Annotated in this window: 10 protein-coding genes and 3 rRNA genes; 6 read left to right on the plus strand and 7 right to left on the minus strand. The window is 61.8% G+C overall.

The genetic code is table 11. The annotated features are described in order from the left end of the window. The first annotated feature begins 47 nt into the window (after window positions 1-47). Genes OYT95_RS17440 through OYT95_RS17450 form a run of 3 tightly spaced genes read left to right on the plus strand, consistent with a single transcriptional unit; the run spans window position 48 to window position 2,870 of the window. Window positions 48-1,673, plus strand: coding sequence for a DUF5677 domain-containing protein (locus tag OYT95_RS17440; protein WP_268792051.1), 1,626 nt, complete (start codon window positions 48-50; stop codon window positions 1,671-1,673). Between the two features lie 15 nt (window positions 1,674-1,688). Continuing rightward, window positions 1,689-2,393 (plus strand): BREX system Lon protease-like protein BrxL, encoded by a 705-nt coding sequence (locus OYT95_RS17445; protein WP_268792052.1) that lies wholly within the window; start codon window positions 1,689-1,691, stop codon window positions 2,391-2,393. A gap of 30 nt (window positions 2,394-2,423) precedes the next feature. Then, the gene (locus tag OYT95_RS17450) at window positions 2,424-2,870 is read left to right on the plus strand and encodes an MIT C-terminal domain-containing protein (RefSeq protein ID WP_268792053.1); all 447 of its coding nucleotides are present in this window, start codon (window positions 2,424-2,426) and stop codon (window positions 2,868-2,870) included. Window positions 2,871-3,208: 338 nt separating this feature from the next. Here OYT95_RS17450 and OYT95_RS17455 read toward each other — a convergent pair whose 3' ends face one another. Together OYT95_RS17455 and OYT95_RS17460 are read right to left on the minus strand one after the other, a co-directional pair. Beyond that, complete coding sequence (locus OYT95_RS17455) at window positions 3,209-3,595, minus strand: helix-hairpin-helix domain-containing protein (protein ID WP_268792054.1); 387 nt, start codon at window positions 3,593-3,595, stop codon at window positions 3,209-3,211. 19 nt (window positions 3,596-3,614) lie between these two features. Further along, window positions 3,615-4,316 carry a hypothetical protein gene (locus tag OYT95_RS17460; protein ID WP_268792055.1) on the minus strand — a complete coding sequence of 234 codons (702 nt, stop codon included), beginning with the start codon at window positions 4,314-4,316 and terminating at the stop codon, window positions 3,615-3,617. Window positions 4,317-4,413: 97 nt separating this feature from the next. On the opposite strand from OYT95_RS17460, the gene OYT95_RS17465 reads away from it, so the two are divergent. After that, a complete protein-coding gene (locus OYT95_RS17465; protein WP_268792056.1) occupies window positions 4,414-5,187 on the plus strand; it encodes an 8-oxoguanine DNA glycosylase OGG fold protein in 774 nt (257 codons plus the stop codon). 760 nt (window positions 5,188-5,947) lie between these two features. On the opposite strand, the gene rrf is transcribed toward OYT95_RS17465, so the two are convergent. The 3 genes from rrf to OYT95_RS17480 form a co-directional block, all read right to left on the minus strand. After that, window positions 5,948-6,064, minus strand: a 5S ribosomal RNA gene (rrf, locus tag OYT95_RS17470). Between the two features lie 132 nt (window positions 6,065-6,196). Further along, window positions 6,197-9,331 (minus strand): 23S ribosomal RNA (locus tag OYT95_RS17475). A gap of 329 nt (window positions 9,332-9,660) precedes the next feature. Then, window positions 9,661-11,179: ribosomal RNA gene (locus OYT95_RS17480) — 16S ribosomal RNA — on the minus strand. Together the 16S, 23S and 5S rRNA genes form the textbook arrangement of a ribosomal RNA operon. A gap of 774 nt (window positions 11,180-11,953) precedes the next feature. On the opposite strand from OYT95_RS17480, the gene OYT95_RS17485 reads away from it, so the two are divergent. Together OYT95_RS17485 and OYT95_RS17490 are read left to right on the plus strand one after the other, a co-directional pair. Continuing rightward, on the plus strand, window positions 11,954-12,487 hold the full coding sequence (locus OYT95_RS17485) for an alpha/beta fold hydrolase (protein ID WP_268792057.1): 534 nt from the start codon (window positions 11,954-11,956) through the stop codon (window positions 12,485-12,487). A gap of 130 nt (window positions 12,488-12,617) precedes the next feature. Continuing rightward, the gene (locus OYT95_RS17490) at window positions 12,618-12,998 is read left to right on the plus strand and encodes a hemophore-related protein (RefSeq protein WP_265146857.1); all 381 of its coding nucleotides are present in this window, start codon (window positions 12,618-12,620) and stop codon (window positions 12,996-12,998) included. A gap of 6 nt (window positions 12,999-13,004) precedes the next feature. Here the strand turns inward: OYT95_RS17490 and OYT95_RS17495 are convergent, their stop codons facing one another. After that, on the minus strand, window positions 13,005-13,985 hold the full coding sequence (locus OYT95_RS17495; protein ID WP_268792058.1) for a 2-hydroxyacid dehydrogenase: 981 nt from the start codon (window positions 13,983-13,985) through the stop codon (window positions 13,005-13,007). Then, window positions 13,985-15,322 (minus strand): glucarate dehydratase, encoded by a 1,338-nt coding sequence (gudD, locus tag OYT95_RS17500; protein ID WP_128640368.1) that lies wholly within the window; start codon window positions 15,320-15,322, stop codon window positions 13,985-13,987. Before gudD ends, OYT95_RS17495 begins: the two co-directional genes overlap by 1 nt. Window positions 15,323-15,373: the final 51 nt, after the last annotated feature.

The following is a 15,373-nucleotide window of genomic DNA, read 5'->3' on the forward strand; positions in this document are numbered from 1 at the left end:
ACTTGCGGTCAGCCAGCGTTGTCGGTACCTGAAGGTAAGTTCAGCACGTGAACGTCCCGAAGCCAAACCAGCACTCGGGCCCGCTGGCGGGCCATGTGAGAAGGGGACGCGTTTACAAATCCCCGCTCGCTGCTACAGGTGTACTGAGCGTCGCGAACTGGCTCAAGGACGACCTTCCCGATCTCCTTTGGCCTGCACTCGTCCTGGTCGAGTCGGGTAACGACAGTGTCCGGCAGTTCGTGAAGTGGCAGGAGGCTGTGCAGGAGCGGCTCGCTCACCATGACGAGGACGGATGGGTAGCGGAGACGCTCGATGGACGACTAACTCATCTAGCCGTACTGGTTGAGAGATTTCCCGACGCATCTGCGATCGTCGTGGACGAGGCGAGACGCCGTGGCCTTCTTTCTGAAGGGGTTCGAGGTGCGCTGGCGTCCTACCCGTACCTTCCGGCCCGATGGCTTGTCGGCGACGTCGAGGTCACACCGCTCGAACAACAGGATCTCGAGCTCATCCGAGATGCGGTGCTCGGTGTCATGCAGGATGACCATCGCGAGGCGCTACTGAAGTGCTTCCGCACATGGAGCACCGTCCAGGCCGGAACGTTCAGCTCGAGCGCCGACACGATCGACTTGCTCAAGGACTATCCAGGCGAGCCAACCAAACGTGCAGCGGCTGACTCGGCCGTGCGGGCAATGTGGGGCGCACACAAGGCGATGGTTCAGGTCGATGACCCAAACCACTTCGATGCAGCGATCGAGTGGGCACGCGTGTTCTGGGGAGTGAACTCGATGACGTCGAGATGTATCCGAAAGCGGGAGATCGACGACGCGCAGGACGCAGGTACTGAAGTGTTGGAGGTTGAGGCCCCTTCTGGCCGTCCAGCCCAGTCGACGCCCGAGGGCAGTGAAAACCTGCGTCGGTTCACCATGGATTTGCTCAGCAGCTTCGTCGAGGCGCTGGAGACCGCCCCGGCCAACCTCCACGCGAATGAACGGCAGGAGGTCGTTTCGGGGCTTGTGACCCGCGCCGGGCGCGATGTCATTGCGGTGCTGGGCGCTCCAGATCTGTGGTGCGTTGAGCACGGTGCGCACATCGGACGGATGTTGGTGGAGACAAAGATTTACCTCCATTGGATGGCGCAGGAGGACCCAGCCATCTATCGACAGTTTCAAGAATACGGAGCCGGCAAGGCGAAGCTCTACTCGCGAATCGCGGACGAGCTACCCGACGAAGCGAGAACCGCGGGCTTTCGCGAGAGTGTCGATGAACTGAAGCGGCTGAGTCATAACGATGACGTGCTCGATCACCGGATCGTCGACACCCGCGACACCTTCGCAGAAGGCAAGTCGATTCGCGTGATGGCCGAAGAAGCTGGCTTGCTGGATTTCTACCGACAGGCGTATTCACTCGCCAGCGGTGTCGCTCATTCGGAATGGTGGTCGGTTGAGACACATGCGATGGAACCGTGCCTGAACGTGCTCCATGGGATGCATCAGATCCCCAGCCTCTCGTTGAGCTACGGAGGCAACGTCGAGCTCGCAAACGCATGGGTCGATCAGCTCTATTCGCTCGTGTGCGCGGGGCTGCAGATCCTTGGGACTGACGAGGGTGCAGTGGACGCCGCCTTCGCTTGGATGAGCGAAGGCGAGGGTAGTGAAGAGCTTCCGGCCTGACGGAACGTATGTGGCGTGCTCAAACACTCAGAGCTCCCCGAGAGCTACCACGACTCGGCCTACCTCGACCGGCTGCACTTCTACATTCCCGGCTGGGAGGTCGACACAATCCGCGGCGAGATATTCTCCAGCGGTTACGGTTTCGTCGTCGACTACATCGCCGAAGTCCTCAAGTCGATGCGAAACCGCGACTACTCCTATCGCTACCAGCGGTACTTCACACTCGGCTCGGACATCTCCACCCGCGACCGCGACGGCATCCACAAGACCTTCTCCGGCCTAATGAAGCTGCTCTACCCGCACGAGCAGGCCAGCGCTGAGGAGATCGAGGAGATCCTGCGTTTCGCGATCGAGGGCCGCAAGCGCGTCAAGGACCAGATCCTGCGCCTGGACGACACCATGGTTGCGGTGAAGTTCGGCTACCAGTCGCTCGCGGGTGAGTGGACGGCCGTCACCACGCTGGACGAGGACGAGTATCCCGGGCATTATCACCGCGGTCGCCGCGGCGCTGCGGGCGAGGATGAGGAGCCCGCCGATCCGGTTGGCCCCACGCCGGATGCGGCCGGCTCGGAGGCTGCGGTTGTCCCGGTCCCGGTCAAGGAGGAGCTGTTCCAGGGTCAGCGGGACTTCGTCGAGAATCAGCGTGGTATCTCCTTCGAGACTCTCCTCATGCCGTACCTGCGAGCGAGACTCTCCTCATGCCGTACCTGCGAGGCGTGAGAAATTGAGTTGCACGATCCTTACATCCGGATGAGCCACCAAGGTGGGAACCTCGTCGAGTTGCTCGCATTGATCGCCTCGGCCAAAGACCCCGCCGACGAGGCGACGTTCAAACTGTTCACCCTGCTCGAAGCCGATCCCGAGTACCAGAGGAAGCAGTTACAGATGCTTGGTCAGATCATTCAGGGGGCTGACCAACAGGGCATCAAGGTTGAGGTGGCCAAAGACCCTGGCGGCCACGATCACTGGATCCGCACGGACAACGGATGGCGCATCAACCTCGGCCGCGGCCTCGACATCTTTCAGAAGCAAGAAGGTGGCTGGTTCGACTTCGGCAGTACCCGCCAGGAGTTCCGCCAGGTGGGCATTCGGCGTGACATACATCCGGGAAGCGAAGTGACCGTGGACGACAATGGGCGTGAGACCGCCGTCGTCGCCCGTGACTGGATAGTGGAGAAGGATTTCGCCACCATCTGACGGAGTCGACAGTCTCCGGGTGCATATGACCGCGACGATGCCCTCGCCGGGAGGGCGCCCACCGGGAGGCGAGGCGCGCCCGCCCGGTGGTGGTTCATGGCACTGTACGACGAGGGGCCGTTTGAGAACGTCACTTGCCGCCCAGCCCGAGTCGCCGCTGGCGTACAGTCCGGTCGGAACGTCTCGACCTGGTCCTCCAACGTCGTCGCCGGTTCCACCCGGCGCAGAGTCAGCAGCGAGGTGAGGATCGCGGTGTCTGCCAGTGTCCTCGTATCCGCATCGAGGCGGAACCGAGTCTCGGCAGCGCGGGGAGTCGTCTGGCTTGGAACTGGGTGAGCTCACCGTTGCAGCGTTGAACACGCAGTGGTCGCCGACGCCGGAAAAAGGACACGATTCTGCTGCGCCAGCGCCTCGGCGTGGATCGCAGCGGCCGACCGCTGCCCGACGCCCGGAACAGTGGCCAGAGTCTGCGGCGCCACCCGCGCGATGTCGGCGACGGTCCGCAGCGACGACCCCGTGAGTCCGCCCAGCCTCGTACCCTTCGGCAACGCCCCGCGCAACGAATCGACCGGCATCTCTCGGAGCTGGCGCTCGACCCGCGTGTTCATCTCCGCCGCAATCCCCGTCGCGATCGATGCTCGTATGTTCGCCGGGATTCCGAGAACGTGCCGTCCGAGCGCGAGCACCGCGTCCAGAAACTGCAGGGTTTCGTTCGACTTGGCCACCGTCACCTCACCCTTCTCGTCACCAGCCGTACTGCTCGCAGATCTCCCGGCTGATGTACCCCTCCTCGCAGCCGTGTTGCGTCTGAATATCCCCACTGGTCGGTGCCTTGCCGCACCGAACACCGCACCGCTCGTACCCGTTCACGACCCCGTCGCCGTTCCGGTCCTCCTCGGGGTCGTAGGGGTAGCCACCGCCAGGATTCGGGTTCGTGTTGGCGTTCTCGCGCGCCTCCGTCTCGGCGCGCATAGTCGCGCATGCCGGGTCGGTGCCTGATGAGGTCCCGTCGGTGTACACCGCGGTCCCCGGGTAGTCGCAGTACATCAGGACCTTCGCCGGCGCTTCCGTTGTAGACGGCACGTACGTGTCACACACCGCCTCGTACCCGGTGGTTCCGTCGGAGTACAACGCTGTCCCTGATTCGTAGACAGACAGGTCGCCACATTCGAAGGTGATTGGCACGACCTCCGGAGTCGGGCTCGACGACGGGACAGGCGTGGAGTCCGTCGTCGTCGCAGCGACCGAGGAAGTGGTCGACGCAGCCGGCGTGGATTGTTCGGCGTTGCCATCACTGCCACACGCCACCGATCCGTACGGGGCGAGCAGCGCGAGCGCTGCAACAATAAACATCCTCTTCACAAGCAGTCTCCGGATTCGAGTGGGTCTCGCCCGCACAAGACAGCAGCAAGCCGCGCAAAACCCAGGTATCAGCTCCGCGTCCAATCGCGGATCTGTTCTCACTATCGTCCGTGCAGAGGATTTCGCTACGGCTCAGGGTCGGCCGATGCTGCATGTCGGTGTCCGGTGTCAGGATGGCGCAATGTCACGACTCGACGAGGGATTCACGCCGCCGAAAGCGTGTGTGCAGTGGTGCCAGCTCAGGAGCTACGACCTGCACGTCCTCGACGACGGCGTAGAGGTGGACCTCGGCTGGTGGAACGACCACCTCGACCGCGCCGGCCACGACATCCGGCTGCGCGGACGCGACCTGGACGGGCGGATCGTCGAGGGCGGCCGAGCGACTTTGCAGCGCAACGACCTCCGCATCGGCACCGACCTCGTCGATACCGACCACGACTCGCTCGGACTGCTCTTTCTCTGCGCCGCCTGGCAGGGCAGCCACCGCAACCGGAAGTCGATGCGCCGCTTCCCCGACGTCCACAACCCGCACCTCACCCGCCCCGACGAGAGCCCGCTAGCCAAGACCCTCACGGTGCTCGACACTTGTGTGCGCGACCGCCGGCTCCACGACCAACCGGGAGGATCCTGGTCCGGGTGGCCCGACACCCCCGGTGTCGGGGTGTCCCTGATGGCAACATTCCTGTGGGCCGCCCACGCATCGACGAACGGCGGGCGCGCGCAGCTGATCGACCAGTTCGGGGTGTCCACCCTCATCCACGAGGGCTGGCTCGAAGACCCCTCCGTCACCGGCTTCACCCGACGCCGCTACGACCGCTACGTCGAACTCCTCACCCGGTGGGCCACCGACATCGGCACCAGCCCCGAACTCGTCGAGATGTGGCTCGTCCAGCGGTGGAGCGCCCGCGTCCGCGAAGCACGGGAAGGAAGCCACGCCGAGCCGACATTGTTCTGAGACAACGACAGGTCAACCGGCGTTCAGGTTCGTGCAGCCGAGACCAGGCCTGAACAGCGGCGCCACGCACCTTCGTAAGGTGCGCGTCCGCCAGGTCGACCGGATAAGTTGAGGGTCGATCGACGTTCAACGGATCAAGGGATCGGCGTGGTCGACTACTGGGGAATCCACACAACCGTCCCGATATCGATCCACTATCAGCCGATATCGATCCACTATCAGACGGCGTGGTTCGCGTCGGCTGGGACGAGATGGGTGACCTTCAAGTCGTCGACGCGACCCGCGACGCCTTCCGTTCGGCCGTGGCCAGCGCCTACCCCGATGAGCAATCCAGCAACGCAGCCTCCGCCGGCACCCTGTACCGCTTCGTGCACGAGATAGCGCCGACCGGACCCTGCGGATCGGCAGGGTCTCCGGTCCGTATGAGTATCGGGCGGGGACGCCGTACCACCACTGGCGGCCGGTGCAATGGCTGATTCCGAAGATCACTCGCGACTTCGCCTCGACATCGAGTCGAACCTCACAGATCCCTGCTGTCGCCAGCCGGCGCCTCGACTGCGGTCTCCGAACGCATTTCACGCGTCGATTCCGCGACGCGTCGGCATGACTTCACGCGATTGGCGGTGGCTGCCGGAATCGACCGACCGATTGACCGTCTGCCGGCGGTGCGTCGGGGCGAAAGAGCATGTGCGACACGGGTGTTCGTGCCTGGGAATGCCGAAAGCCCCCCAACAATGTTGGGGGGCTTTCGGTAACGGATGTTCGGCGGTGTCCTACTCTCCCACACCCTGTCGGGTGCAGTACCATCGGCGCTGGAGGGCTTAGCTTCCGGGTTCGGAATGGGACCGGGCGTTTCCCCTCCGCTATGGCCGCCGTAACTCTATGAAACTGTCACACGGAACATCAGCGAAGACACACAACAACCGGTGTTGTTGGTGGTGTTCTTCTTTCTTCTGTTCTGAAACGTGTGTGTTGTTTCAGATACTGCACAGTGGACGCGTAGCTTCTTTGTGGTAAGTCCTCGGCCTATTAGTACCAGTCACCTGCATCCGTTACCGGACTTCCAGTTCTGGCCTATCAACCCGGTGGTCTGCCGGGGGCCTTACCCCCTCGAGGGGGTGAGAAACCTCATCTTGGAACAGGCTTCCCGCTTAGATGCTTTCAGCGGTTATCCCTTCCGAACGTAGCTAACCAGCGGTGCTCCTGGTGGAACAACTGGCACACCAGAGGTTCGTCCGTCCCGGTCCTCTCGTACTAGGGACAGCCTTCCTCAAGTTTCTAACGCGCGCGGCGGATAGAGACCGAACTGTCTCACGACGTTCTAAACCCAGCTCGCGTGCCGCTTTAATGGGCGAACAGCCCAACCCTTGGGACCTACTCCAGCCCCAGGATGCGACGAGCCGACATCGAGGTGCCAAACCATCCCGTCGATATGGACTCTTGGGGAAGATCAGCCTGTTATCCCCGGGGTACCTTTTATCCGTTGAGCGACACCGCTTCCACTTGCCGGTGCCGGATCACTAGTCCCGACTTTCGTCCCTGCTCGACCTGTCAGTCTCACAGTCAAGCTCCCTTGTGCACTTGCACTCGACACCTGATTGCCAACCAGGCTGAGGGAACCTTTGGGCGCCTCCGTTACATTTTGGGAGGCAACCGCCCCAGTTAAACTACCCACCAGGCACTGTCCCTGAACCAGATCATGGTCCGAGGTTAGAGGTCCAATACGATCAGAGTGGTATTTCAACAACGACTCCACACTCACTGGCGTGAGCGCTTCACAGTCTCCCACCTATCCTACACAAACCGAACCGAACACCAATACCAAGCTGTAGTGAAGGTCCCGGGGTCTTTTCGTCCTGCCGCGCGTAACGAGCATCTTTACTCGTAATGCAATTTCGCCGAGTCTATGGTTGAGACAGCTGAGAAGTCGTTACGCCATTCGTGCAGGTCGGAACTTACCCGACAAGGAATTTCGCTACCTTAGGATGGTTATAGTTACCACCGCCGTTTACTGGGGCTTAAATTCTCAGCTTCGCCACCGAAGTGGCTAACCGGTCCTCTTAACCTTCCAGCACCGGGCAGGCGTCAGTCCGTATACATCGTCTTACGACTTCGCACGGACCTGTGTTTTTAGTAAACAGTCGCTTCTCACTGGTCTCTGCGGCCCCACCCAGCTCACACTGCAAGAGTGATCACCGGACGAGGCCCCCCTTCTCCCGAAGTTACGGGGGCATTTTGCCGAGTTCCTTAACCATAGTTATCTCGATCGCCTTAGTATTCTCTACCTGACCACCTGTGTCGGTTTGGGGTACGGGCCGTGTGAAAGCTCGCTAGAGGCTTTTCTCGGCAGCATAGGATCACTGAATTCGCCTCATTCGGCTATGCGTCACCTCTCAGGCTTAATGAATGGCGGATTTGCCTACCATTCGCCCTACAGGCTTACACCAGTATTACCACTGACTGGCTCAGCTACCTTCCTGCGTCACCCCATCGCTTGGCTACTACCAGATCAGGTCCCATGCATCCACATCCAGGGCCCCCGAAGGGGCGTAAGGACGCTTCAGGATGGTTAGTATCACTGATTCACCAGGGGCGCGTTCACACGGGTACGGGAATATCAACCCGTTGTCCATCGGCTACGCCTGTCGGCCTCGTCTTAGGTCCCGACTCACCCTGGGCGGATTAACCTGGCCCAGGAACCCTTGGTCATTCGGCGGACGAGTTTCTCACTCGTCTTTCGCTACTCATGCCTGCATTCTCACTCGTGTGGCCTCCACGGCTGGGTCACCCCGCCGCTTCCATGGCCACACGACGCTCCCCTACCCATCCACACCACTGCCCAAGACTCCGCAGAATCAAGGGGGTGCATTGTGTGAATGCCGCAGCTTCGGTGGTGTACTTGAGCCCCGCTACATTGTCGGCGCAGGATCACTTGACCAGTGAGCTATTACGCACTCTTTCAAGGGTGGCTGCTTCTAAGCCAACCTCCTGGTTGTCTTCGCGACCCCACATCCTTTTCCACTTAGTACACGCTTAGGGACCTTAGCTGGCGATCTGGGCTGTTTCCCTCTCGACTACGAACCTTATCGCCCGCAGTCTCACTGCCGCGCTCTCACTCACCGGCATTCGGAGTTTGGCTGATTTCGGTAAGCTTGTGGGCCCCCTAGACCATCCAGTAGCTCTACCTCCGGTGAGAAACACGCGACGCTGCACCTAAATGCATTTCGGGGAGAACCAGCTATCACGGAGTTTGATTGGCCTTTCACCCCTACCCACAGCTCATCCCCTCAGTTTTCAACCTAAGTGGGTTCGGTCCTCCACGACGTCTTACCGTCGCTTCAACCTGGCCATGGGTAGATCACTCCGCTTCGGGTCTAGAACATGCCACTAAAACGCCCTATTCGGACTCGCTTTCGCTACGGCTACCCCACACGGGTTAACCTCGCGACATGCCACTAACTCGCAGGCTCATTCTTCAAAAGGCACGCCATCACCCCCCACACCGAAGTGTGCAAAGGCTTTGACGGATTGTAAGCGCACGGTTTCAGGTACTATTTCACTCCCCTCCCGGGGTACTTTTCACCTTTCCCTCACGGTACTAGTCCGCTATCGGTCACCAGGGAGTATTCAGGCTTATCGGGTGGTCCCGACAGATTCACACCAGATTTCACGGGCCCGGTGCTACTTGGGTTTCCATCACGACAGTCATCATGTTTTCGTGTACGGGACTCTCACCCTCTACGACAGGCCGTTCCAGACCACTTCCACTAACACAATGATTTCTTACTGTCGGCCAACACGGCAGCATTGACAAGATGAACCCCACAACCCCACGAATGCAACACCTGCCGGCTATCACACATCCATGGTTTAGCCTCTTCCGCTTTCGCTCGCCACTACTCACGGAATCACTATTGTTTTCTCTTCCTGTGGGTACTGAGATGTTTCACTTCCCCACGTTCCCTCCACACACCCTATATATTCAGGTGCGGGTAACACGACATCACTCGTGCTGGGTTTCCCCATTCGGACATCCTCGGATCTCAGCTCGGTTGACAGCTCCCCGAGGCTTATCGCAGCCTCCTACGTCCTTCATCGGCTCCTGGTGCCAAGGCATCCACCGTACGCTCTTCATTACTTACAACAAAGATGCTCGCGTCCACTGTGCAGTTCTCAAACAACACACAACCAACCATGTCCTCGTCGCCACCGAACACCAGGAAAACCCCAGCCGGTATGACCACCATGATCACTTGTAAGTTCTTGCCTAGAAAAAACACTCGCGTGTTCCCTCAGGACCCAACAGTGCATCGATATATCACCCGCCGGCCGATCATCTGATCGGCCGTGCCGCGGGAAAGTTTGTCAGTGTTCCACCCATGAGCGTCCGCAGCCCTACTGATGAGGACTAAACGGTCTCTGCCAAGCCGTTGCGCACCTGTGTGACAACAACATTGGAGATGTGCTCCTTAGAAAGGAGGTGATCCAGCCGCACCTTCCGGTACGGCTACCTTGTTACGACTTCGTCCCAATCGCCGATCCCACCTTCGACGGCTCCCTCCCACAAGGGGTTAGGCCACCGGCTTCGGGTGTTACCGACTTTCATGACGTGACGGGCGGTGTGTACAAGGCCCGGGAACGTATTCACCGCAGCGTTGCTGATCTGCGATTACTAGCGACTCCGACTTCACGGGGTCGAGTTGCAGACCCCGATCCGAACTGAGACCGGCTTTAAGGGATTCGCTCCACCTCACGGTATCGCAGCCCTCTGTACCGGCCATTGTAGCATGTGTGAAGCCCTGGACATAAGGGGCATGATGACTTGACGTCGTCCCCACCTTCCTCCGAGTTGACCCCGGCAGTCTCTTACGAGTCCCCACCATTACGTGCTGGCAACATAAGACAAGGGTTGCGCTCGTTGCGGGACTTAACCCAACATCTCACGACACGAGCTGACGACAGCCATGCACCACCTGTATACCGACCACAAGGGGGGCCGTATCTCTACGGCTTTCCGGTATATGTCAAACCCAGGTAAGGTTCTTCGCGTTGCATCGAATTAATCCACATGCTCCGCCGCTTGTGCGGGCCCCCGTCAATTCCTTTGAGTTTTAGCCTTGCGGCCGTACTCCCCAGGCGGGGCGCTTAATGCGTTAGCTACGGCACGGATCCCGTGGAAGGAAACCCACACCTAGCGCCCACCGTTTACGGCGTGGACTACCAGGGTATCTAATCCTGTTCGCTACCCACGCTTTCGCTCCTCAGCGTCAGTTACTGCCCAGAGACCCGCCTTCGCCACCGGTGTTCCTCCTGATATCTGCGCATTTCACCGCTACACCAGGAATTCCAGTCTCCCCTGCAGTACTCAAGTCTGCCCGTATCGCCTGCAAGCTCGAGGTTGAGCCTCGAGTTTTCACAGACGACGCGACAAACCGCCTACGAGCTCTTTACGCCCAGTAATTCCGGACAACGCTTGCACCCTACGTATTACCGCGGCTGCTGGCACGTAGTTGGCCGGTGCTTCTTCTGCAGGTACCGTCACTTTCGCTTCGTCCCTGCTGAAAGAGGTTTACAACCCGAAGGCCGTCATCCCTCACGCGGCGTCGCTGCATCAGGCTTTCGCCCATTGTGCAATATTCCCCACTGCTGCCTCCCGTAGGAGTCTGGGCCGTGTCTCAGTCCCAGTGTGGCCGGTCACCCTCTCAGGTCGGCTACCCGTCGTCGCCTTGGTAGGCCATTACCCCACCAACAAGCTGATAGGCCGCGGGCCCATCCTGCACCAGTAAACCTTTCCACCCTCAGCCATGCAGCCGAAGGTCATATCCGGTATTAGACCCAGTTTCCCAGGCTTATCCCGAAGTGCAGGGCAGATCACCCACGTGTTACTCACCCGTTCGCCGCTCGTGTACCCCGAAGGGCCTTACCGCTCGACTTGCATGTGTTAAGCACGCCGCCAGCGTTCGTCCTGAGCCAGGATCAAACTCTCCGTTGAAGACTCTAGATTTCACAGGCGAACCTGCCAATCAGTCATAGACATCGAGTCAAATCACTAGCAATCAAAAACTCAAACTAGCATTTCAAACACTGACCCCCCTCCGACGGAAGAAGGAGAAGAGCCAGCAAATACCCACACCACCAACACCCCGAAACCCGAAGGCCCCGAAAGCAATCCGTGATGCGGAGTACCAAAAACATTTGGCACTGACATTCATCGACACACTGTTGAGTTCTCAAAGAACACGCACACACCATCACTTCTGGCACACTCGCCAGCCGCTCCGGGGCAACTTTTCCAGCTTATCTCATCGGATTGACCGGCGCAAACCGGCACCCGCTGAAGACATTCCGGGGTTGAAGCACAACCATACACGATGGTGAACTTCGGATTGGTCAGGCACTTCGTACAACCTCGTTGCATCACCAGGTGGTGAATGTCGGTGTCCGTGTCGCTCTGACTTGGAATAAGTTACGCGAACCGCACGCGATATTCCAAATCGCCTGGTCGCGGGGATTCGCACGCTGGACTCCGCCGGAACTGCCGCTCCTGCCGGCGTGCACTGTCAGATCAGAAGCGTGCACGCTGAGCCGGTTCGCAGGTCCGAAAGCTCGATGGTGGGACCGTCGCTCCCATTACCACTCACTCTTCATCGGGGAGTCTTCATGAGGAGTACGGCATACCGGCAGTCACCACTCTCGACGGCACCGACATCCTCTACAAGGACTGGGGTGCCGGCCGCCCGAGTCCTGAGCCACGGGTGGCCGCTCAATGCAGACAGCTGGGAAGCGCCGGATCGACCTCGCGGCGCTACTCGAGCACCTCGACCTTCACGACACCACGCTGGTCGGTTTCTCGACCGGCGGTGGTGAGGTGAGTAGATACGTCGGACGGCACGGGACCGGCCCGGTCGCCCAGATCGTGCTCCTCTCGGCGGTGCCGCCGTTCATGCTGCAGACCGCCGACAACCCCGACGACCAGAAAGTGCCGTTCGATATCGGTGGCAAGAAGTCATCCGGGCGGATCGACGGCGCCGCGCTCGGGGTCTACCCGGGTGCGCGCACGGCATCACCGACACACACAAGGTCGAGCTCGGCAATGACCTGCTCACCCTTTCTCGATACCTACACCTCGTGGCATCCCCTCACCCGAGACAAAAGGATCACAGTCATGAACAGTCACACCGCAGCGCCCGACACCCTCGACCTCGTCCACGGGTTGTGGACGACCCCACACAGCTGGAACGGCGCCTGGCTGACCCGGAGTTCGATCTGCTCGACGAACCTGTCGAACGCCGAACGCTGATCGGTGGGCCGCTGACGTGCAGCCTTCGGAGGCTAGTTCGCCGCACTAATTCTCAGACGGTCCTCAGAAAAGTCACAATTCGGGCCCCTATCGTTGCCCCGGCAAACCAACCGACATGGGAGGACTCGTCATGAATGTTTCACGAGCACGTCTGCACTTCGGTATCGCCGCCGTGGGCGCGATCTCCGCCGCCCTCGTGATCCCGGGCATCGCCTCCGCCGATCCGGTCGACTCCGACTCCGCCCGCCTCGTGAACTCCACCTGCAGCTTCGCGCAGATCGATGCGGCGATGCACGACGTGACTCCGCAGCTCGCCGCACGCCTCGACCAGGCCCCCGAGCGCAAGGCTCAGCTGGCCGACTTCTTCGCGAAGTCCCCGGCCGACCGCCAGGCCGTCCTCGACGCGCACCCGCAGCTGAAGAGCCGACTGGACACCGTGCCCACCGAGGGACCGGCCGTCGAGTGGCGCGCGAAGGCGCTGACGATCGCCGAGACCTGCGGTAACTACTGACGCACGCTAGGCGGGGCGGACAGTGCGCAGGACCGTCTGCCCCGTGTCCAGCCGGCGAATGTTGTCGGTGATGTCGCCGACGCGGCCGACGAACGTATGGTCGGTGACGCCGGACGAGTGCGGGGTCATCAGGACGTTCGGCAGGTCGCGGAACGGCAGCGCGCTCGGGGCGCCGTGACCGCCGGCGTCGGGGTAGGTGTACCAGACGTCGATCGCCGCGGCCGCGATCCGGTGCGACGCCAGCGCGTCGTACAGCGGTTGTTCCTGGACGAGGGGTCCGCGCCCGACGTTGATCAGGATGCCGTCGGGGCCGAGCCCGTCGAGTTCCGCGCCGCCGATCATGCCGCGGGTGTGATCGTTCAGCGGCGCGGACACCACCACGACGTCGGACTCCGTCAGGAGCCGGAGCAGCGACGCGTTGTCTCCTGCCCATCCGAGGCCTTCCGCGGCGGCGTCGAGATTTCCCCGCCCGGTCACTGCGCAGCCCTCGGCACCGAACGCGCGCAGCACATTCCACGAGCGTCGGCCGATGTGACCGAAGCCGACGAATCCGACCCGCGCGCCCCGCATCGACCGGGACTGCGCGATCGCGTCGTCGTAGACGGATGTGGCCCACACGTCGCCGCGGAGTGCGCGGTCGTGACGGAGGAATCCGCGTCGCAGCATCAGCGCCGCCGACACGATGTACTCGGCGATCGAGTCCTCGTGGTGGAAGGTGTTGGCCACCAGGGTATCCGCGGGTAGCGCGGCGAACGCCACGTTGTCGGTGCCCGCGCCTGCGACGTGCAGCAGGCGCAGTTTCGGCGCTGCGGCCGCCATTGCGGCGGTGAACCGGCCGCCCACGTACACGTCGGCGTCGGCGAGGTCGGCGACGATCGCCGGCTCGTCGAACGTCCGATGCCACGACACCGTCGCGCCGGACGGCAGTCCCGACTCGAACAGTTCGCGATGCGGCAGCAGGTTCCGGTCGCCGACGACGACCTTCATCAGGCGCGCACCAACGCCGGGCGCTTGCTGTCGAATGTCCAGTTCGGCACCAGGAACTGCATACCGATCGAGTCGTCGCGCGCGCCGAGCCCCTTCTTCAGGTACAGCTCGTGGGCCGCCTCGACGCGGTCCATGTCGAGTTCGACACCGAGACCGGGAGTCGACGGCACGGTGAGGTAGCCGTCTTCGATCTCGTACGGGTCCTTGGTGATCCGTTGACCGTCCTGCCAGATCCAGTGGGTGTCGATGGCGGTGATGTCGCCCGGAGCCGCGGCCGCGACGTGGGTGAACATGGCGAGCGACACGTCGAAGTGGTTGTTGGAATGCGAACCCCACGTCAGGCCCCACGCATCGCAGAGCTGGGCGACGCGGACGGACCCGTTCATCGTCCAGAAGTGCGGGTCGGCGAGCGGGATGTCGACGGCGCCGGAGCGGATGGTGTGCCCCATCTCGCGCCAGTCGGTGGCAATCATGTTGGTGGCCGTCGGCAGTCCGGTGGCGCGCTTGAATTCGCTCATCACCTCGCGACCGGAGAAGCTGCCCTCGGGGCCGACCGGGTCCTCGGCGTACGCGAGAACGTCTTTCAGCCCGCGGCAGGTCTCGATCGCCTCCGACAGCAGCCAACCACCGTTGGGGTCGAGGGTGATCCGGGCGTCGGGGAACCGCTCGGCGAGCGCCGTGACGGCCGCCGCCTCCTCGTGGGGTGCGAGGACACCGCCCTTGAGCTTGAAGTCGGCGAAACCGTACCGCGCCTGGGCCGCCTCGGCGAGCCGCACGACCGCGTCCGGTGTCAGCGCCTCCTCGTGCCGCAGGCGCAGCCAGTCGTCGGACTCCGCCGCACCCGACTGGTACTCGAGGTCGGTCTTGTTGCGGTCGCCGACGAAGAAGAGATAGCCGAGCGCCTGCACCTTCTCGCGCTGCTGGCCCTCGCCGAGCAGGGCCGCGACGGGAACGCCGAGGTGCTGCCCGAGGACGTCGAGGAGTGCCGACTCGACGGCGGTGACGGCGTGGATCGCGACACGGAGGTCGAACGTCTGGTTGCCGCGGCCCGCGGCGTCGCGGTCGGCGAACGTGCGCCGCAGATCGGCGAGAACGCCGTTGTACTCGCCGATGCTGCGTCCCGTCACGATCGCACGGGCGTCTTCGAGGGTACGGCGGATCGGTTCACCGCCGGGCACCTCGCCGACACCGGTGTTGCCGTCGGAATCGGTGAGGATCACCAGGTTCCGGGTGAAGTACGGGGCATGCGCGCCGGACAGGTTCAGGAGCATGCTGTCGTGGCCCGCGATCGGGACCACTCGCATGTCGGTGACGACCGGGGTGCTTGTTGTACTCATCTTCCGAAACCTTCCTTCACAGCGCAGCGACGCCCGTGAGGCGCCTCACAA

The sequence above is a fragment of the Rhodococcus sp. JS3073 genome (genome assembly GCF_026810085.1).
GTDB lineage: Bacteria > Actinomycetota > Actinomycetes > Mycobacteriales > Mycobacteriaceae > Rhodococcus_F > Rhodococcus_F wratislaviensis.

Excerpts from the sequence above, each read along its gene's own strand:
- OYT95_RS17485 (WP_268792057.1), top strand. The coding sequence starts at position 11,954 with ATGCAGACAGCTGGGAAGCGCCGGATCGACCTCGCGGCGCTACTCGAG.
- OYT95_RS17490 (WP_265146857.1), top strand. The coding sequence starts at position 12,618 with ATGAATGTTTCACGAGCACGTCTGCACTTCGGTATCGCCGCCGTGGGC.
- OYT95_RS17465 (WP_268792056.1), top strand. The coding sequence starts at position 4,414 with ATGTCACGACTCGACGAGGGATTCACGCCGCCGAAAGCGTGTGTGCAG.
- OYT95_RS17495 (WP_268792058.1), bottom strand. The coding sequence starts at position 13,985 with ATGAAGGTCGTCGTCGGCGACCGGAACCTGCTGCCGCATCGCGAACTG.
- gudD (WP_128640368.1), bottom strand. The coding sequence starts at position 15,322 with ATGAGTACAACAAGCACCCCGGTCGTCACCGACATGCGAGTGGTCCCG.
- OYT95_RS17450 (WP_268792053.1), top strand. The coding sequence starts at position 2,424 with ATGAGCCACCAAGGTGGGAACCTCGTCGAGTTGCTCGCATTGATCGCC.